The sequence below is a fragment of the Mycolicibacterium litorale genome (assembly GCF_010731695.1).
Taxonomy (GTDB): domain Bacteria; phylum Actinomycetota; class Actinomycetes; order Mycobacteriales; family Mycobacteriaceae; genus Mycobacterium; species Mycobacterium litorale.
Genome location: NZ_AP022586.1, coordinates 1,657,745 through 1,676,641, shown reverse-complemented (window position 1 = coordinate 1,676,641; position 18,897 = coordinate 1,657,745). Strand labels below are relative to the sequence as shown.

Here is an 18,897-nt window from a genome sequence, read left to right as displayed (position 1 = left end):
TGAACCACTGGTATGGCGATCAGGGCTGCTTCTGACCGGGGATGCCCTCGTAGGCGATGTCGCCGGTTTCGAGGTTGCGGTTCGTCAGATCGGTCAGGCCTTCGAGGAACTGCTGTCGCCCGGTCACCACGTGCTCGATCGCGACGTCGACGTTGTCCTTGGTGATGGCCGGCATGATGTAGACCGGCTTCGTGTCGACCTGCTCGCCCTTGGCCAGCTTGTTCGCGACGGCCAGGCCGGCCGACAGCTCGACGGTGCCGTTCTGCAGTGAGGTGCCGATGAACTCACCGCTCTTGACGGCGTTGAGGCCGTCCTCGATGCCGTCGATGCCGACGATCGGCACGTCGTTGCGGCCGGCTTCCTTGAGCGCCTGCAGCGCACCGAGACCCATGTCGTCGTTCTCGGCCACCACGCCGTTGATCTGCGGGCCGAAGCCGGAGATCCAGTTCTTCATCTTGTTGACGGCCTCGTCGCGCTTCCAGTTCGCGGTGTCCATGGCCAGCACCTTGATGTCCGGGTAGCGGGACAGCACGTTGTTGATGCCCTTGGTGCGGTCGATCTCACCGGACTGCCCGAGCGGGCCCTGCAGGATCACGATGTTGCCGCGCCCGCCGAGGCGGTCGGCCATCATCTGCATCTCCTGCTCACCGGCGGCCACGTCGTCGGGCTGCACGCTGGCCGCGACGTCGGGGCTGTCGAGCGCGGCGTTCACCGGGACCAGCGGAATGTTCTTCGCCTTGGCCTGTGCCACCTGCGGCCCCAGCGAATCCGCCTGCACCGGAACGACGATGATCGCGTCGACGCCCTGGTTGATCATGGAGTCGACCTGGCTGGCCTGGGTCGCGACGTCGAGATTCGCCGAATTCCAGACCAGCTCGATGTTGTTGTCCTTCGCGTACTGGTCCATGCCTTCTTTGCCCGCGGTGATGAACGAGCTCATGTCGTACACCGTGACGCCGATGCGGGTGGTGTCGCTGTTGGCGGCCTCGTCACCCGCGCCGCACGCCGTCATGCCGAACCCCAGCGCCGTGGCGGAGGCGATGGCGAACATCTTTGTTCCCAGTCTCATGGGCCTTCTCTTTCGCTACTCGTGAAATGGACGGGGTACTACACCTGCACGTGCATCACGTTCGTCGCTTCGACGACCAGACGTCGATCGCGACGGCCGAGACGATCAGGACACCCTTGATCACGTCCTGCCAGTAGGCGGGCACCACGAGGATGTCGAGGCCGTTGTTGAGGGTCTGGATCATCAGCAGCCCCAACGCCGTTCCCCAGATGGTGCCGCGACCACCCATCAGGCTGGCGCCGCCGATGACCACGGCCGCGATGGCGTCGAGTTCGTAACCCTGCCCGAGGTTGGGCGGCCCTGAGATGACGCGGGAGGCCAGCATGACGCCGGACAGACCGGCCAGCAGGCCGGAGAACGCGTACACACTGAAGAGCACGTTCTTGGCGTTGATACCGGCGATCTCGGCGGCGTTGCGGTTACCGCCCACGGCATAGACGCGCATGCCGTAGGTCGTCCGCTTCATGATGACGGCCAGCGCGATGATGCCGATGATCATCAGCAGCACGGGGATCTGCAGACCGAGGATCTTGGTGTTGGCGATGGCGCCGAACTCCGCGGGCAGGCCGTTGATGGGTGCACCGCCGCCGATCACGTACGCCGCACCCGAACCCGCCGTCAACGTACCGAGCGTCGCGATGAACGGTGGAACGTTGAGTCGTGACACCAGAAGCCCGTTGATGCAGCCGACCGCAAGGCCGACGAGCATCGCCACCAGCACGGTCATCCACACCTGACCGGGGTTGGCTTTCGCGGTGGCCGCACCGGCCATGGCCGAGACCGCGATGACGCTACCCACCGAGAGGTCGATGCCACCGGTGAGGATCACCAGGGTCTGCCCCAGGGCGATCAGCGCGAACGGCGCGGCCGCGACCAGGATGGTCACCAGGTTGTCGACGGTGGAGAACCGGGCGCTTCGGTAGCTGAAGTAGAAGATCACCATCAGCAGGATGATGAACATCGCGTAGCGCAATGCCATGGCGCCGAACCATTCCCGGGAGAACAGCTTGACGGGTTCACCGGTGATCGGTGACGCCACGACGGTGGCGCCCCCGGAATCCGATGCGGTCTCTTCCTTGGTGGTCACGATGCTGCCTCCTGCTCCGTGGTGTCGGGTCTGGCTTCCAGCGCGGTCGCCAGCCGGAACACCGACTCCTGGACCTCGGGATGGTCGAGGGCGTCACGGTCGAGTTCGCCGACCAGTGCGCCGCCACGCATGACGAACGCCCGGTGCGACAATCCGACCACTTCCGGCATGTCCGAGGACGCCATCAGCACGGCCATGCCCTGTTCTGCGAATTCGGTGATGATGCGGTAGATCTCGCTGCGCGCACCGACGTCGACGCCGCGGGTGGGCTCGTCGAGCAGCAGCACGTTGACGCTGTCGGTCAGCCAACGGGCCAGCACCACCTTCTGCTGGTTGCCACCGGAGAGCGTGCCGACTTCCTGGTTGAGGTTCCGGCTGCGCAACCGGACGGACTGCATCACGTCCGCCACCGCCTTGGTGCGGGACTTCCCGCGCAGCCAGCCGGCGACCGAGAATGCCGAGAGCCGGGGCAACGTGCCGTTGTCCAGCACGCTCATCGACAACACGACGCCGGAGAGTTTGCGGTCCTCGGGCACCATCGCCATGCCGGCGGAGATGGCGGCGGCGGGTGAGTTGCGCTTGACGTGCTTGCCGCGCACCACGATCTCCCCGGCGCTGGTGTGCCGTGCCCCGAAGATCGCCTCCAGCAGTTCGGTGCGGCCCGCGCCGACCAGCCCGGCCAGCCCGACGATCTCGCCGGCGTTCACGGTGAACGACACCGGCTCGTTGGCCCCTTCGACGTGCAGGTTCTTGACCTCGAGCACGGTCTCGTCGGTGGGCGCGGGCCGCGCGGGGAACAGGGCCTCGAGTTCACGGCCGATCATGGCGGTGACGATGTCGTCGTCGGACACGTCGTCGATGCCCTTGTCGAGGATCAACCCGCCGTCGCGCAGCACCACCACCCGGTCGGCGATGGCCCGGATCTCGGCCATCTTGTGAGTGGTGTAGACCATCGCCACACCCTGCTCACGCAGGCGGCGCACGATCGAGTACAGGCCCTCGACCTCGCGTTCGGAGATCGCCGAGGTGGGCTCGTCGAGCATCACCACCTGGGCACCGGTGCGCGCCGCCTTGACGATCTCGACGATCTGGCGCAGACCCACGGGCAGGCTGCCCATCCGGGCCGTCGGCGGGATGTCCACGCCGAAGACCCCCAGCGCGTCCCGTGCCTCGTCGATCATCGCTTTGCGGTTCAGGAACGGCCCGTGCTTGAGTTCGCGGCCCACGAACAGGTTTTCGTAGACCGTCATGTCCTCGATCGACGCCAGCTCCTGGGGCACGATCGCCACCCCGTGCTTGACGGCATCCTTGGTGCTACCCGAGGTGAGTTCGTTGCCCTGCACGGTGACCACGCCACGGTCGGCGGTGTACTGGCCGCTGATGATCTTCATCAGCGTCGACTTGCCCGCGCCGTTCTCACCGGCCAGTGCGGTGACGGTGCCGGGTTCGAGGTGCAGGGTGATGCCCTTGAGAACGGGCACCCCGTGGAACGCCTTCTCGATGTCTGTGCATTCGAGCAGCGCTTGTGTCATCGCTCAACTCCCCATCGTGACGAGCACTTTGACGTTCTCCGGATCAGCCGAAGCGGCGAACGCCTGCGCCGACTGTTCGAAATCGAACTCGGCGCTGATGATCTCGTCGACCGGCACCGCTCCGGAGCTCAGCAGGTCGATGGCCGCGGTGAAGTCCTCACGCACGTACATCAGGTTCCCGATCAGGGCCAGCTCGCGGTCCTGGATGAGACCCAGCGGGACCGGGGTGGCGCCCTCGGCGACGCCGACGATCATCACGGCGCCGCCCTTGTCGACCAGGTCGACGGCCTGAGCCACCGAGCTCTCCCGCGATACGCAGTCGATCACCACCGCCGCAGGCCCGCCCAGCAGCTCGAGTGCGGTCTGCACCGCGTCGGGAGCAGTGGGATCGAACGTCCCTGCGGCACCCAGTCGTTGCGCCCGCGCCCGCTTGGATTCCAGCAGGTCGGCCACCACCACCTTCGCGCCCGCGTGGCGAGCGGCCACCAGCATGAACAGTCCGATCGGGCCCGCGCCGATCACCACGACCGGGCGATCCCGCAGGTCGCCCACCGCCTCGGCGGCCCGGCGCACGGTGTGGACGGGGGTGGCCAGCGGTTCGATGAGAATGGCGTGGCGGTCGTCGAGATCCTCGGCCAGCGGCACCAGCCGGTCGACGGCGACGATGAACGAATCGGCCAGCGCACCCGGGGTCTGGCAGCCGAACACCAGCAGGTCGCGGCAGATGTTGTACCGGCCCGCCCGGCACTGCGTGCAGTGGCCACACGCCAGATTCGGTTCGACCGCAACCCTTGTGCCGACCCAGGACTCGTCGACACCCTCACCCACGGCGTCGATCACGCCGACGGCTTCGTGACCGGGCCGGTACGGCAGGTCGATGAACGGGTGCCGGCCACACGCGGCGTGCAGATCCGAGCCGCAGATGCCGACGACGGTGGTGCGCACGCGGGCCTCACCGGCGCCGGGGAGATCCTCGTCCACGGTCTCGATGGTGACGTCGTCGAGAGCGCTGACGACCACCCTTCGGTTCACCGCGTCGACTTCTACCATGTGGTGTAACCCCCGTCGGCGACGAGCACCGAACCGGTGATGAACGAGGACGCGTCGCTGGCCAGGAAGACCACGCTGGGTGCGATCTCCTCGGGCATGGCGTACCTGAGCATCGGGGTGTCGTCGATCCAGTGCTGTTTGAACTCCGGCTTGTCGACGGGCGCCATCTCGGTCTTGCAATAGCCCGGTGCCAGCGCGTTCACCCGAATGCCCAATGGGCCCCACTCGGCGGCAAGGGATTTGGTGAGGTGGTGCACCGCGGCCTTGGACGCGTTGTAGGCGGGCTGCATCTGCGGCCGGTTGACGATCAGCCCCGACATCGACCCGATGTTGATGATGGAGCCGCTGCCGCGTTCGCGCATGTGCCTGCCCGCGGCGAGCGAGCACGCCCACAGGGCCTTGACGTTGAGGTCGAACACCGAATCCCACTGCTCCTCGGTGACGTCCCACGATTCGGCGTGGTAGCAGGTGCCGGCGTTGTTGACCAGGATGTCCAGCTGACCCAGCGTCGAGACCGCCTCGGCGGTCATCGACTCCACGTCGGCCTGCTTGGTGATGTCGGCGGTGATCGGATGCAGGGTGAAGCCCTCGGCAGCGGCCTCTTCCACCACCTTCGCGTTGCGTTCGGCACTGCGGCCGGAGATCGCGACAGTGGCGCCGGCCCGGGCCAGGCCGAGGGCGAACGCCCGGCCGAGTCCTTGGTTGCCCCCGGTCACCAGTGCGGTGCGGCCGGTCAGATCGAACGGGTTCTTCTGCGTCATGAGGGGTTCACAATCGACTTGAGGCTGGCAGGGTCGGTGTCACTGTCGAGGGCGTCGGCCACATGTTCGAGGTCGTAGCGGCCGGTGACCATGGCGTCGAGGTCCACCGCGCCGGAGTTCACGAGATGGATTGCGGCGGGCCAGGTATCGGTGTAGCGGAAGACGCCGGTGACGGTGATCTCGAGATTCGCGATGTGGCTGACCGGCAGAGCGTACTCGTCAGCTCCCATGCCGACCAGCACCACCGTGCCTGCCGGGCCGACGGCCTTGATACCGCTGACGACGGCCGCCGGCACCCCGGTGGCGTCGACGAACGCGTCGACGGGCTCGATGGCCGAGACGTCGACGGCCGTGGGGTCGAGCACCTCGGTGGCGCCGAACCGGAGCGCCTTCTCGCGGCGCGACGGAACCAGGTCGGTGACGACGATGCGGGCGGCGCCGAACGCGCGGGCGGCCTGCGCGCAGATGACACCGATCGGTCCTGCGCCGGCGATCAGGATGGAGGAGCCGGGGACCACTCCCGCTTTCCGCATCGTGGTGATGGCCACCGACAGGGGTTCGAGCAGCGCGGCGGCGTCATCGGACATGGAATCCGGTACGGCGTGGGCGAAGTCGTCGTCGATGACGACGTAGCGGCAGAACGCGCCGTCGATGGGCGGGGTCGCGTAGAACTTCATCTCCGGGCACAGGTTGTAGCGGCCGGCTTTGCACTGCTTGCAGCGACGGCAGGGATGCTGCGGTTCGACCGCGACCCGCTGGCCGACGCGCTCTGGATCGACGCCGTCGCCCACCGCCGCGATGCGGCCGGACAGCTCGTGGCCGAGGATCATCGGTTCCTCGACCACGAAGTCGCCGATCCGGCCGTGGCGGTAGTAGTGCACGTCCGAACCGCACACCCCGACCGCGGCCACCTCGACGAGCACCTCGTGCGGACCCGGGGCCGGCACCGGCCGTTCCTCGATCCGCAGCGTGCCCACCCCGGTCATCACGCTCGCGCGCATGGTGGCGTCCTGCACAGTCGTCATCTCACACTCCCTCTTTCGTCCGCGGAGCCGGGCAGCAGTGCGCGCCCGACCACCATCGATTCGACGCCCGCCGTGACACACAGCGGCGCAACGTCTTTCGTGACCCCACCGTCGACCATCACCGGCACCCGCTCTGCGCATGCGGTGGCGACGGCCAGCCGCTCGAGGCGGCACCGGTCACGGGTGCCCGGCTCGATGAGCATCACCAGCACACCGTCCGGTGGCGCCGGCCACGAGGGGTCACCGGTCCCGTCCCACTCCTGCCAGAGCGCGACCCACGCCGCGCCACCGGCGGCGCGGACAGCGCCCGCGCGGTCTTCGGTGAACGCCGCCCACGGCAGGAACACCTTCGCCGGTCGATGCGCCAGGACGTGCGGGAGTGCGGCGTCGACGAACGCCGCCGAGCCGATCAGGTGGACCTCGAGCGACGACGGGCCCACCGCTGCGGCGATGTCGGACAGTTCCGCGATACCGACACCGGCGGGCAGACCCTCGGATTCGGCCATCACGTCGACGTGTACGCCGATCCCCGCATTCCGCATCGCCCGCGCGGCCGACGCACGCGTTCCCGGCGCCGCCGCATACACCGATCCGGCGAGCAGCCCCGGGAACTCCCGGTGCCAGGGCGCCAGCGGGGCGAGCGCGGTCATGTCCGGACCCCGTTCTCCAGCAGATCCGATGCCGCGAGTTCCGCCCAGCGGGCCCGCAGTGCCGCGAGGTTTCGCCCGGTGCGCCGGGGCGAGACCCGGTGCCGCTCCTGCGGTTGCCACTGCTTGGCGAGATCGACGAGCCCGGCGACATCGCGGCCGGTGGCGACGGCGGCGGCCTGGATGCAGGCGCCGCGTGCGGTGGCCTCGTCGGCGTCGAGCACCGTGACCTCGTCGTCGAGCAGGTCGGCGAGAAGTTGCAGCGTGGCCGGCGAGCGGGTGCCGCCGCCCACCGCGGTGGCCGCGCCACTGACGTCCACCCCGCAGGCCCGCAGGCTGTCGCGGGCGCTCATCAGGGACAGCAGCGGACCCTCCACGAAGGCCCGTGCCAGTTCCTCCCGGGTGGTGTGCGAGGTCAGGTCCGCGAATGCACCCCGTGCGTCCGGACGGTCGGGCTTACGTTCTCCGTCGAGGAACGGCACGAGCACCGGTCCCTGGGTGTCGCCGGCGGCCAGCGCGAGGTCGGCCAGACCGGGCAGATCGGTGCCGAGCAGGCGGGCGGCGACGTCGGACACCCGCGCCGCGTTGAGTGTGCTGACCAGCGGCAGATAGCCACCGGTCAGGTCGGCCACCCCGTCGACCATGCCGCGCTCGTCGAAAACCGGTGCGCGCGAGGAGGTGGCGACCACGCCGGAGGTGCCGATGCCGATGTACTGGTCGCCGTCGCGCAGACCGAGGCCGAGGTAGGCGGCGTGCTGATCGCCTCCCCCCGGTCCGACCACCACGTCACCGTCGAGGTCGAGGACGTCGGCGGCGGCCGGTCGAAGCGTGCCCGCGGGTTCCGACGGCGCCAGGACCGTCGGGAGCATGGCAGTCCAGTCACGTTCGCCCGCGGCCAGTTCCAGGTATTCGGTGATCCACTGCCCCGTGCTGATGTCGAAGTATCCGGTGCCCGACGCCTCGGACCGGTCGGTGACCCGACGCCCCGTCAACCAGTGGGTGAGGTAGTCGTGCGGCAGCATGATCGCCGCCGCGCGGTCGAGCACCTCGGGCTCGTGGTCGGCTACCCATGCGAGTTTGGCGATGGTGAACGCGGCCGTCGGCACCGATCCGGTGCGCCGCACCCAGGCCGACACACCGATGCGGTCGGCGAGTCCGGCCAGCGCGGGGGCACCGGTGGTGTCATTCCACAGTTTCGCCGCGCGCAGCGGGTTGCCGTGCACGTCCAGGATCACGAGGCCGTGGCATTGTGCGGCAACGGAAACCGCGCGGATGACCGGCGTCCGGGCGCACGCGGCGAGAGCAGCGCGGGTGGCGGCGGCCAGGGCCGACACCCATTCGAGCGGGTGCTGCTCACTGCACGGCGGGAAGGCGGGCGGGTGTGGTGCCGCACCGCGGCCCAACAGTTGCCCGGTGGTGAGGTCGCGGATCTCCACCTTGCACGACTGGGTCGACGAGTCCACGCCGAGCACGGCTGACTCGGTCACGTCCGCACCACCGGCACCGACTCGTCACCGGGGCGGTGTCCGCGCGCGCCGACCCCGCCTGCCGGGTGACTGTGCACCACGTCGTGCAGGGTGTGCCCGCGCAGCGCCATCGACACCACGGCCAGCGCGTCGCCCCACGCACCGACGACCAGCGTGCTTGCCATCGCGATCATGTCGCCGGGGTCGGCGTCGGGTGCGGTCCGGGGCAGCACGTGGACCTGAGTCGCGGCGGTCGCGAACGGGCTCTCGACGTCCTCGGTGACCGCCACGACGTCGACGCCGCGCTCGACGAGTCGTTCGGTGAGCTCGGTCAACTCGGCCGACCTGCCGGTTTTGGAGATCCCGAGGACCAGGTCATGCGAGGTCACCGCGCCCATGCCGCCGTGCAATGCGTCCATGGCGGGCAGATAGACCGCGGGGGTGCCGCACACCGACAACAGGTGGGCCAGGCGTTCGGCCATGATCCCCGAGGTGCCGGCGCCAGTGGTGACCACCTTGCCGGTGACCTCGAGCAGTCGACGGGCCACCGCCACGACGTCCGCCTCGACAGCTCCGGTGAGCGCGGTGACCGCGGCGGCCTCGCGGGCGAGCACCTCGCCCGCCAGCGCCGTCAAACCGGGGTCATCCAGGCTCATGCGCAATCTCGGGCCTCCGGTCGCGGTCCGCTCATCTGTACAGTGAGCTACTCATCTGAGGGGTTGTGGCGTGGATCATCCTATGGCCTATGCTCATATGTCAATGTGCGTGCACATATGTGCAACGCGACTGCTCGGGCTTCACAAGGAGGCGGCGGCATGGGACCGGATGAGCTGTTCCAACGGGCCGTGATCGCACGCCGGTACTACCTCGAGGGCCGCACCAGGATCCAGATCGCCGAGGAGTTCGGGCTCTCGCGGTTCAAGGTCGCCAGGATGCTCGACGAGGCCGTGGAATCCGGGATGGTGGAGATCAAGATCCACAACCCGGGCGCGATCGACGTCGACCTGTCCACCGAACTGCAGCGGCGGTACGGCCTCGAACACGCCTACGCCGTCGCCTGCGACACCGCCAACGCCGCCGACCGCATCGAGGCGGTCGCGAAGGCGATGGCCGAACTGCTGCAGTCGATCCTGCGGGCCGGGGATGTGGTGGGTGTCGACTGCGGCCGTACGCTCACCCACATCGCGGCGTACCTCACCGCGCTGCCGGAATGCGATGTCGTGCAGCTGACCGGGATGGCCGGCGGAATCACCTCCAACGGCACCGATCTCGTGCGCCGCATCAGCGAGATCAGCGGGGGCCGGTCCTGGCCCATGTACGTACCGCTCGTGGTGCCGGATGCGCGCACCGCCGAAAGCCTCAGCGGCAACCAGCAATTGCAGGAGACCGTCGCCCGCCACCGCGAGGTGAGCTGCGCGATCATCTCCGTCGGCGCGTGGAGTCCGGGCGCCTCACAGGTCTACTTGTCGCTGCCCGCCGAGGAGACACGAGCGCTGGACACGGCCGGTGTCTGCGCCGAGACCTGCGCGCTGCTGCTCGACGCGGACGGCAACCGGGTCCCGGGCCTCGATGAGCGGCGGATGGGCATCGCCGAAGCGACGCTGCGGGCGATTCCGACGAGGATCGCACTCGCGACGGGCGCCGAGAAGATCGCCGCCACCCGGGCGGTGCTCCGCTCAGGGCTGGTCTCCTCGCTGGTCACCGACATCGATGTGGCCAGAGCGGTACTGCAGTGAACGCACCAACGCCCCACCGGGAAAGGACGACATGACCGACGCCGAACTGACTGTGGACCTCGACTTCTCGCTGAAGGGAAAGGTCGCCCTGGTCACCGGCGGCGCGTCGGGCATCGGCGCGGCGATCGCCGAGGCGTTCGCCGCCAAGGGCGCCCGTGTCGCCGTGGCCGACCTCAACGAGTCCGGCGCGCAGGCCACCGCGGCCGCGCTGCCGACCGACAGCACCGGGTTCCGCTGCGACGTCAGCGATCCGCGGTCCGTCGGCGCCACCGTGGACGCGGTGGCCGAGACCTTCGGACAGCTCGACATCCTGGTCAACAGTGCGGGGATCGCCCGCCTCGCACCGGCCGAGGAACTGTCACAGAAGTTCTGGGACGACACGATCGCCATCAATCTGACCGGCACCTTCCAGATGAGCCAGGCGGTGGGCAAGCAGATGCTCGCCGCCGGCCGCGGCGTCATCATCAACATGGCCTCACAGGCCGCCACCGTCGCGATCGACGAGCACGTCGCCTACTGCGCATCCAAGTTCGGCGTCGTGGGGATGACGAAAGTCCTTGCCGCCGAATGGAGCGGCCGCGGTATCCGGGTGAACTCGATCTCCCCCACCGTGGTGCTGACCGACCTCGGCATCAAAGCCTGGGACAACCCGAAGGGCGACGCGCTCAAAAAGCTGATCCCGGTCGGGCGGTTCGCCTACCCGGCCGAGATCGCCGCGGCCGCGGTGTTCCTCGCCTCCGACGCGGCGGCGATGATCACCGGCGCCGACCTGGTGGTCGACGGCGGCTACACGATCAAATAGCCAGCCGTGCCGTGCCGTCCGCGTGCACGGTGACCCTCGCGCCGGCGATATCGCCCTCGACGGTCGCCGCAGCGTCGTCGGCATCCCGGATCACCGCCAGGGTGCGTGCACCCTGCGGCGCGCGCACCGCCAGGAACGCCTTCTCCGGCACGCCGTCCCGGTTGTACGGCGTGGTCCACGACTCCACCGTCCCGTCCCCGGACCACTCCACCGCGAGCGTGCGGGTGGGCTCCCGATCCACCTCGTCCTGTACGTCCTCCCAACGGAATTCGTGTCGAGGCGGTTCCGTGCCGTACACGCCGAAACTGTGCTTGGTGAGGTAACCGCCGTTGGCGGTGATCAGACCGCGCTGCCCGGGGTTGGCGGCCAGCTGTTCGGCCATCGTCGCGATCGAGTGTGAGACGTAGTTGTTCCAGGGGCCACCGGCGAACGTCAGCCCACCCGTCACGGTGAGCGGCCGGTTCGGGTCCCCCACGGGCAGGCCGAGTTCTGTGGCAGCCACCTGCACCGCCGAGGGGAAGCACGAGTACACGTCGACCAGGTCGATGTCCTCGATGGCGGTGCCCGCGAGGTCGAGCGCGCGCTGCCCCGCGATCCGGATCGCCGGTGACCGGTGGAACTCCGCACGCTCGCCGATGGCATAGGTGTCGTGCGAGTCGGTGCCGGCGTATGGGAAAACCCAACGCTCCGAGGGGATCTGCAGACGACGGGCGGTCTCGACCGAGGTCAGGATGAGCACCGCCCCCTGGTTCACCATGTTGTTGGAGTTCATCAGCTTGGGATAGGGCCAGCTGATCATCCGGTTGTCCGGGCTGGGCTGCCAGATCGCGTCGGCGGCCAGGGCGTCGCGGCGCCAGGCATGGGGGTTGTCGGCGGCGACGGCGGAGAACTGCGCCCACAGCTCACCGATCCGCCGCCGGTGTTCGTCCGGCGTCTCCCCCGCCGCGATCCGCACCGCCTGTTCGAACATCGGGTACACGTATGACGGACGGTCGAGCTGGATGCGGTTCTCGGCCTCACCGGCCATCGGCACGTTGTCGTCAGCGCCGTCGGCCACCGGCACCGACTCGTCCTGCCGCGTCCAGTCGGGCTTCTCGTTCCTGGCGCGCAAACGTGTTCGGGTGCGCCATGTTTCGGCCCCCGCAATCAGCACGACCCCGGCGCGTCCGGACTGGATGTCCAGACACGCCTGGTTGACCAGGCTCTGCGGGACGTTGCCCCCGATTCCGGTGTAGCGGGTGGTGGCCTTCTCCGCGCCGATCCGCTGCGCCAGCAGTAGCCCCGGGTCGCGGTAGCGCCACGACAACAGGTTCACGACCCGCACCGCGTCGACCGCTTCGAGCACCCGCGCATCGGCCGCCTCGCGGGCCGCGGCCTCCATCAGATCCACCGGCTCGACCTCGGGCCGGTCCTCGTGCTGGTTCACCTGCCCATATCCGACGAGCACGGGGGTGTGAGCGGGCGACGGCATCCAGACTCCTCTACGCGAGCTGACAGGTGTGCAGTTGACAGGTGTCAATCATTCAGTGTGCCGCCGCACATAAACGGCTACGCAACCGGGTACCAGGAACTCACATGCTGTTCACCATCCGCGACCACAATGGTCGCCATGAGCAGTCAGATCACCGACGGGACGTCCATGAGTGCATCCACGCTGTCTCCCACGCTCCCCGATGAGCAACTGCGGCTCATCGACGCGTACTGGCGAGCCGCCAACTACCTGTCCGTCGGGCAGATCTATCTCTTGGACAACCCGCTCCTGCGGGAGGCGTTGAGCGCCGAACACGTCAAACCGCGCCTGCTCGGGCACTGGGGTACGACACCAGGTCTCAACCTCGTCTACGCACACCTCAACCGGATCATCCGCGAGCGCGACGCCGACGTCATCTACATCACCGGACCGGGTCACGGCGGACCCGGCCTGGTGGCCAACGCCTATCTCGAGGGCACCTACACCGAGGTGTACTCGGCCATCGGCGAGGATGTCGACGGGCTGCGAAAACTGTTCCGGCAGTTCTCGTTTCCGGGTGGCATCCCCAGCCACGTGGCCGCGGAGACGCCCGGCTCGATCCACGAGGGCGGCGAGCTCGGCTACGCGCTCGTGCACGCCTACGGCGCGGCCTTCGACAATCCCGATCTGGTGGTCGCGTGCGTCGTCGGCGACGGTGAGGCCGAGACCGGTCCGCTGGCCGCGAGCTGGCACTCCAACAAGTTCCTGGACCCGGTGACCGACGGCGCGGTGCTGCCGATCCTGCACCTGAACAGCTACAAGATCGCCAACCCCACGGTGCTCTCGCGGATCCCGCAGGAAGAACTCGAGTCGCTGTTCTACGGCTACGGATACCGGCCGATCACCGTCGCGGGCGACGATCCGGACAACGTGCACCAGCAGCTCGCGACCGCCCTCGACGAATGCTTCGACCAGATCGCCGCCATCCAGCGCGCCGCCCGCCTCGACGACGAAGCGGGCCGCCCGCTGTGGCCGATGATCATCCTGCGCACGCCGAAGGGCTGGACCGGCCCCGAGAAAGTGGACGGCAAGAAGGTCGAGGGCACGTGGCGCTCACACCAGGTGCCGCTGTCGGAGACCCACACCAATCCCGAGCACATGGCCCAGCTCGAAGAGTGGCTGCGCAGCTACCGTCCCGAGGAACTCTTCGACGAGAACGGTGCCCTGATCCCCGAGCTCAAGGAACTCGCGCCGAAGGGCACCCGGCGGATGAGCGACAACCCGCACGCCAACGGCGGGTTGCTGCTGCGCGACCTCGACCTGCCCGACTTCCGCGACTACGCCGTTCCCGTCGAGAAACCGGGCTCGGACAACGCCGAAGCCACCCGCGTGCTCGGCACCTTCTTGCGCGACGTCATCGTCCGCAACGCCGACCGGTTCCGGCTGATGGGTCCCGACGAGACGGCCTCCAACCGCTTGTCGGCGGTCTTCGAGGCGAGCGACAAGGCGTGGATGGCCGAGGTCAGCCCCGAAGACGAAAACCTCGCACCGGCGGGACGGGTCATGGAGGTGCTGTCCGAACACCTGTGCCAGGGCTGGCTGGAGGGTTATCTGCTCACCGGCAGGCACGGGCTGTTCAACTGCTACGAGGCGTTCGTCCACATCGTCGACTCGATGCTCAACCAGCACGCCAAGTGGTTGTCGAGCAGCGCACATCTGAGCTGGCGGCGTCCGATCGCCTCGCTGAACTATCTGCTGACCTCGCACGTCTGGCGTCAGGACCACAACGGCGCATCCCACCAGGATCCGGGGTTCATCGATCACGTCGCCAACAAGCGGCCCGAAGTCGTGCGGGTCTACCTGCCGCCGGACGCCAACACGCTGCTGTCGGTCGCCGACCACTGCCTGCGCAGCCGCCAGTACGTCAACGTCATCGTCGCCGGGAAGCAGCCGGCGCTCACCTATCTGTCGATGGACGAGGCGGTCGCGCACTGCACCCGCGGACTCGGCATCTGGGAGTGGGCGAGCACCACGACCGGTGAACCCGATGTCGTCCTGGCGTGCGCCGGAGACATCCCCACCCTGGAAACGGTCGCCGCCGCCGACATCCTGCGCCGTCGACTGCCCGAGCTGAAGGTGCGGGTGGTCAACGTCGTCGACATCATGCGGCTGCAGCCGGAGTCCGAGCACCCGCACGGGCTGTCCGACCGGGAGTTCGACTCCATCTTCACCAAGGACAAGCCGGTGATCTTCGCCTACCACGGCTACCCGTGGCTCATCCACCGGCTGGCCTACCGGCACGCCAACCACGACCAGCTCCACGTACGCGGATTCAAGGAGCGCGGCACGACCACCACGCCGTTCGACATGGTGATGCTCAACGACCTCGACCGCTTCCATCTCGTCATGGACGTCATCGACCGCGTCGAGGGGCTGGGCAGCAGCGCGGCGGGACTGCGCCAGGAGATGGCCGACGCCCGGATCGCTGCACGCGCCTACACCCGCGAGCACGGCGAGGACGATCCAGCGATCTCGGGATGGACCTGGGACGCCGGCTACCAGCCCGGCGGCACGCAGTCGATGGCTCAGGACACCGCAGACAACGAGTAGCTTTCGCGAGGCGGGCGAACGCGGGGGCCGCCGGTACGATCGGTCCGGATGACTGCCGTTCACGCCCAACCGTCGGCGCTGCCCCGAGTCCGGGTCTACGCCGACATCGCCGTGGTCGTCGCGGTGCTCGCGATCACGAACCTCGTCGCCCACTTCACCACCCCGTGGGCCAGCGTCGCGACCGTGCCCGCAGCGGCGGTCGGTCTGCTGATCCTGGTCCGCAGGCGAGGGTTGGGCTGGTCCGAACTCGGCCTGGGACGCGAACACTGGCGCTCCGGTGCCGGCTACGCCCTGGCGGCGGTGGCGGTGGTGCTGTCGGTGATCGCCATCGGCGCGCTGCTGCCGTGGACGCGCCCGATGTTCATGAACAACAACTACGCCACCATCTCCGGGGCGTTGATCGCGTCGATGGTCGTGATCCCGCTGCAGACCGTGATCCCCGAGGAACTGGCCTTTCGCGGGGTCCTGCACGGTGCGCTCAACCGCGCCTGGGGCTTCCGCGGCGTGGCCGCGGCGGGTTCCCTGCTCTTCGGGCTGTGGCACATCGCCACCTCGCTGGGGCTCACCAGCAGCAACGTCGGCTTCACCCGGCTGTTCGGCGGCGGCGTGGCCGGCACGGTGGCGGGTGTGCTGCTCGCCGTCGTCGCGACCGGTGTCGCCGGCTTCGTCTTCACCTGGCTGCGCAAGCGCAGCGGCAGCCTGCTCGCTCCGATCGCACTGCACTGGTCGCTGAACGGGATGGGCGCGCTGGCGGCGGCCCTGGTCTGGCACCTGTCCGCCTGATTCACCGTTCCGCGTGGTGACGGGCGCGGAAGTCCCGGTTCTTGAGCCGGTTACCGCAGACCGCCATGTCACACCAGGATCCGCCCCGGTTGCGGCTCTGGTCCCAGAACACCCACCGGCAGTCGTCGTTCGCACAGGCTTTCAAACGCGACCAGCTGCCGTCGCGCTGCGCGTCCCGGATGATCACCAGCAGTTCAGCGAGCCGCTCGAGCATCGAGCCGCCGACGGCGCGCAGCTGGACGTGACCGTCGTCGTCGATGACCGCGCGGGCGCTGCCCGCGTCCGCCACCTGCCGCAGCACTGTCAGATCACGGCCTCCCGGCGGTGCGCCCCCGGTGTTGTGCACCAGCAGTGCGCGCAGCGCCTCGCGGATCTCGCGGAGGCCGGCCAGGTCCGCCTCGGTGAGCGGAGCGTCGCCCCCGAGCAGGTGTTGCTGGATCAGCCAGGGCCGAGCGTCGTCCACCCGGGCCAACCGATCCTGCGCGATCTCGATGTCGACGGTGTTGACCAGGGCCTGGACCCGGTCGAGGGGTGCGGGTGCGGGGCGGGTCTCGTTGTCAGCGGTCCACTGCCCCGGCGCCCGTGTCATGGTCCCAGCGTACGCGCGTGACCGACAAAATAGGTTGACCGGTCAGCATGACCGGTATAGCGTTTTCGGTAGTCACTGGAGAGGAGCGTGGGTGCCATGACGACCCTGCAGGCACGGTTGTTCGCCGCCGTCCGGGCTTCGCGACTCGATGCGGAGCTGGCGGTCGGGGCAGCCGTCGCACCGGGCACCGCGCTGGCGGTGCGCGCCACTCGACTGAGCACGCGCCGCAAACGCGAGGCAATGGCACGGACCCTCTGTGACGCGGTGAGCGACTCCCGCGACAGCACAGCGCTGCGTGGGCTGAGAAACCCCGTGCACCGCACCAACGTCGCCGCGGCACGGCCGGTCATCGACGATGTCGTCGCGCGGTTACGGGCACCGCAGCCACTGGGTGTCCGTGGGCTCGCCCGCCTGAGCCGCATCGTCGAGGACGGCACCGGACCGCTCTACCGCTTCGGCCGCGGCGACCTCGTCGGCCGGCTGCAGGCGGCGCGCGCCGCAATGTGACGTCACCGTTCGCTCTCGGCAAACTTTCGCGAATGTCTCCAGAGGATTAATCTGGAACCGTTCGGTTCCTCATGCTTCCGCGGCGAAGCGCGACAGCTCGCATGAGCGATCCGACGGGGGTGAAGGTGAATACGGGTGACACTGCTCTGACAGGCGGGGACGACCGCACGCCACCGAGCGAGAACGCGGCGATGCGCGGTGTGCGGCGCCCTCGAGCCGCCGATATTGCGTCACATGCGCCACTGTGGCCCCACCTGAAACGTTGGTCACACACGTCGGTGAGCAAAGTCTCCGCCTGCGGTGTGACCGATCCCCGCAGCATCATCGGCGCTCGGTAGGAAGGAACCTGACATGAAGACCCTCACCGCTCTGACCATCGGGGCCCTGACCGCCGGCGGGATCGCCCTGGGGACCGCCGCACCCGCCGCAGCGGGCTGCCAGGGTGGATGGACGCCCTGGGGCGGCGGTACGACCTGTGACGGGCCGATCGCGCAGGACGGCTCGTTCGAGCGGTGCGTGACCGCCGGAGCCATGGGCTTCGGTGGCACCAACTGCTACCTGCTCAACGTCAACAACCTCGGAAACCAGATCCCGTACGTCGGGCCGTAGCAGCCCGACGTACGGGTCGGTCGGTTCTGGCCGTCAGGCGGGCGGCAGCATCCCCGGAGCGTTCTCCGGCGCGACCGGGACCGCGACGCCGACGCCGGGACGGGCGGGCGGCGCGTTCGGGTCCGGGGGCGGGGGCGGCACGTTCGGGTCGGCCGGGGCAGGCGGTGCGGGCGGCGGCGGTGCCCACGGCCGGATCGAATTGGCGAGCGCTACGGCCGCCTCCCGGTCCACCGGGTTGGTGGCCGATCCGAGCCAGACGACGAACCAACGCTCCGGCGTCCGCTGACCACGAGGCGCGCCGGCAGGCGTCGGGTTGCCCACGACACCGGCCCAGATCTGACCGTTCGGCTTGTTGGCGTCGGTGAACTTCACGTCGTAGAACGACGCGACGCCGGGCATCCCGTCGGCGTTGAGCGGCGTGGTGCCCTGATTGATGCGGGTGCCGGGGAACGGCATGAAGAACTCGCCCATGTCCGACGCCAGGCGGGTGGCCGCCTTGGTGTTGTCGGTCTCGGCGCCGGCGAACAGCTTCAGGTCCAGCCGGCCCAGCAGAACGCTGGTGTCGTTCGGCGGATCAGTCACGCCTTCCGGCGGGATCTTCGTCAGGAGCGCCTGTCCGTACGACAGGTTCGTCGCGTCCGAGACCTTCCAGCCGGCAGGCACGACGAAGCTCAGGCCGCCCGCGGCATTGTCGACGCGGCCGGGCTCCGGTGCCGGTGGCGGCGGCGGAACGTTGGGATCGCCCGGAGGGGGCGGCGGAGCGTTCGGCGCCGCGGGTGGCGGGGCCGCGTTCGGATCCGCCGGCGGCGGCGGGGGAACCGGGGCCGGCTCACCCGGCGGAGGCCCCGGGACCGCAGGCGCGGGAGCGGGGGGTGGAGGCGGTGGCGGCGGTGCGGGTTGCGCGCCCGCCACCGTGGGCAGGGCCAGCGCCGCCGCGGTGGCGGCGGCCGCCGCGGCCGCCAGCGTCCTCGACAGGCCCCTGCGTCGTGTCGACATCACGTCCGGCTCATCCATGGTGAAAGAAACTACCGTGTTACCGCCGTGACGCAAGTGCGAATTGCTTTTATTGGGAGCAGAGCGGAGATTGCTGGCAATTGTAATTGCGCTGGACATGGCAGTTCTGTGCGTTGCTGGGCAGGCTCGGTCGCGGCCGCCACGCCGGGGGCCGTCGAAC

General features: G+C 68.9%; 18 protein-coding genes. 6 read left to right on the top strand and 12 right to left on the bottom strand.

What is annotated here, in order from left to right:
• Positions 1-19: 19 nt before the first annotated feature.
• Genes G6N30_RS07710 through G6N30_RS07670 form a run of 9 tightly spaced genes read right to left on the bottom strand, consistent with a single transcriptional unit; the run spans position 20 to position 9,293 of the window.
• Complete coding sequence (locus G6N30_RS07710) at positions 20-1,069, bottom strand: substrate-binding domain-containing protein (protein ID WP_134051560.1); 1,050 nt, start codon at positions 1,067-1,069, stop codon at positions 20-22.
• Between the two features lie 55 nt (positions 1,070-1,124).
• On the bottom strand, positions 1,125-2,156 hold the full coding sequence (locus G6N30_RS07705) for an ABC transporter permease (protein WP_134051559.1): 1,032 nt from the start codon (positions 2,154-2,156) through the stop codon (positions 1,125-1,127).
• A complete protein-coding gene (locus tag G6N30_RS07700; protein ID WP_134051558.1) occupies positions 2,153-3,688 on the bottom strand; it encodes a sugar ABC transporter ATP-binding protein in 1,536 nt (511 codons plus the stop codon). Before G6N30_RS07700 ends, G6N30_RS07705 begins: the two co-directional genes overlap by 4 nt.
• A gap of 3 nt (positions 3,689-3,691) precedes the next feature.
• On the bottom strand, positions 3,692-4,738 hold the full coding sequence (locus tag G6N30_RS07695) for a zinc-dependent alcohol dehydrogenase (RefSeq protein ID WP_134051557.1): 1,047 nt from the start codon (positions 4,736-4,738) through the stop codon (positions 3,692-3,694).
• Positions 4,732-5,499 carry an SDR family NAD(P)-dependent oxidoreductase gene (locus G6N30_RS07690; protein WP_134051556.1) on the bottom strand — a complete coding sequence of 256 codons (768 nt, stop codon included), beginning with the start codon at positions 5,497-5,499 and terminating at the stop codon, positions 4,732-4,734. Before G6N30_RS07690 ends, G6N30_RS07695 begins: the two co-directional genes overlap by 7 nt.
• Positions 5,496-6,524 (bottom strand): NAD(P)-dependent alcohol dehydrogenase, encoded by a 1,029-nt coding sequence (locus G6N30_RS07685; RefSeq protein ID WP_134051555.1) that lies wholly within the window; start codon positions 6,522-6,524, stop codon positions 5,496-5,498. Before G6N30_RS07685 ends, G6N30_RS07690 begins: the two co-directional genes overlap by 4 nt.
• Positions 6,521-7,174, bottom strand: coding sequence for a beta/alpha barrel domain-containing protein (locus tag G6N30_RS07680; RefSeq protein ID WP_134051554.1), 654 nt, complete (start codon positions 7,172-7,174; stop codon positions 6,521-6,523). Before G6N30_RS07680 ends, G6N30_RS07685 begins: the two co-directional genes overlap by 4 nt.
• Complete coding sequence (locus G6N30_RS07675; RefSeq protein WP_134051553.1) at positions 7,171-8,658, bottom strand: FGGY family carbohydrate kinase; 1,488 nt, start codon at positions 8,656-8,658, stop codon at positions 7,171-7,173. Before G6N30_RS07675 ends, G6N30_RS07680 begins: the two co-directional genes overlap by 4 nt.
• The gene (locus G6N30_RS07670) at positions 8,655-9,293 is read right to left on the bottom strand and encodes an SIS domain-containing protein (protein WP_234880063.1); all 639 of its coding nucleotides are present in this window, start codon (positions 9,291-9,293) and stop codon (positions 8,655-8,657) included. Before G6N30_RS07670 ends, G6N30_RS07675 begins: the two co-directional genes overlap by 4 nt.
• 159 nt (positions 9,294-9,452) lie before the next feature.
• Between G6N30_RS07670 and G6N30_RS07665 the strand changes: the two genes are divergently transcribed.
• Positions 9,453-10,373, top strand: a complete 921-nt coding sequence (locus G6N30_RS07665) for a sugar-binding transcriptional regulator (protein ID WP_134051551.1) — start codon at positions 9,453-9,455, stop codon at positions 10,371-10,373.
• Between the two features lie 31 nt (positions 10,374-10,404).
• Complete coding sequence (locus tag G6N30_RS07660; protein WP_134051550.1) at positions 10,405-11,175, top strand: GolD/DthD family dehydrogenase; 771 nt, start codon at positions 10,405-10,407, stop codon at positions 11,173-11,175.
• Here the strand turns inward: G6N30_RS07660 and G6N30_RS07655 are convergent.
• Positions 11,168-12,646: an acetyl-CoA acetyltransferase gene (locus G6N30_RS07655; RefSeq protein WP_134051549.1), complete on the bottom strand. Its 1,479-nt coding sequence runs from the start codon at positions 12,644-12,646 to the stop codon at positions 11,168-11,170. The two genes, G6N30_RS07660 and G6N30_RS07655, sit on opposite strands and share 8 nt — an antisense overlap.
• A gap of 168 nt (positions 12,647-12,814) precedes the next feature.
• Between G6N30_RS07655 and G6N30_RS07650 the strand changes: the two genes are divergently transcribed.
• Both G6N30_RS07650 and G6N30_RS07645 read left to right on the top strand, forming a co-directional pair.
• Positions 12,815-15,235: a phosphoketolase family protein gene (locus G6N30_RS07650; protein WP_134055041.1), complete on the top strand. Its 2,421-nt coding sequence runs from the start codon at positions 12,815-12,817 to the stop codon at positions 15,233-15,235.
• Between the two features lie 48 nt (positions 15,236-15,283).
• Positions 15,284-16,018 carry a CPBP family intramembrane glutamic endopeptidase gene (locus G6N30_RS07645; protein WP_134051548.1) on the top strand — a complete coding sequence of 245 codons (735 nt, stop codon included), beginning with the start codon at positions 15,284-15,286 and terminating at the stop codon, positions 16,016-16,018.
• A gap of 1 nt (position 16,019) precedes the next feature.
• Here the strand turns inward: G6N30_RS07645 and G6N30_RS07640 are convergent, their stop codons facing one another.
• On the bottom strand, positions 16,020-16,607 hold the full coding sequence (locus G6N30_RS07640) for a CGNR zinc finger domain-containing protein (RefSeq protein WP_134051547.1): 588 nt from the start codon (positions 16,605-16,607) through the stop codon (positions 16,020-16,022).
• 96 nt (positions 16,608-16,703) lie between these two features.
• Between G6N30_RS07640 and G6N30_RS07635 the strand changes: the two genes are divergently transcribed.
• Both G6N30_RS07635 and G6N30_RS07630 read left to right on the top strand, forming a co-directional pair.
• Positions 16,704-17,114 (top strand): hypothetical protein, encoded by a 411-nt coding sequence (locus G6N30_RS07635; RefSeq protein WP_134051546.1) that lies wholly within the window; start codon positions 16,704-16,706, stop codon positions 17,112-17,114.
• Positions 17,115-17,465: 351 nt separating this feature from the next.
• Positions 17,466-17,723 carry a CDGP domain-containing protein gene (locus tag G6N30_RS07630; RefSeq protein ID WP_134051545.1) on the top strand — a complete coding sequence of 86 codons (258 nt, stop codon included), beginning with the start codon at positions 17,466-17,468 and terminating at the stop codon, positions 17,721-17,723.
• Positions 17,724-17,756: 33 nt separating this feature from the next.
• Here the strand turns inward: G6N30_RS07630 and G6N30_RS07625 are convergent, their stop codons facing one another.
• A complete protein-coding gene (locus G6N30_RS07625) occupies positions 17,757-18,737 on the bottom strand; it encodes an APA family fibronectin-binding glycoprotein (RefSeq protein ID WP_134051544.1) in 981 nt (326 codons plus the stop codon).
• Between the last annotated feature and the right edge of the window lie 160 nt (positions 18,738-18,897).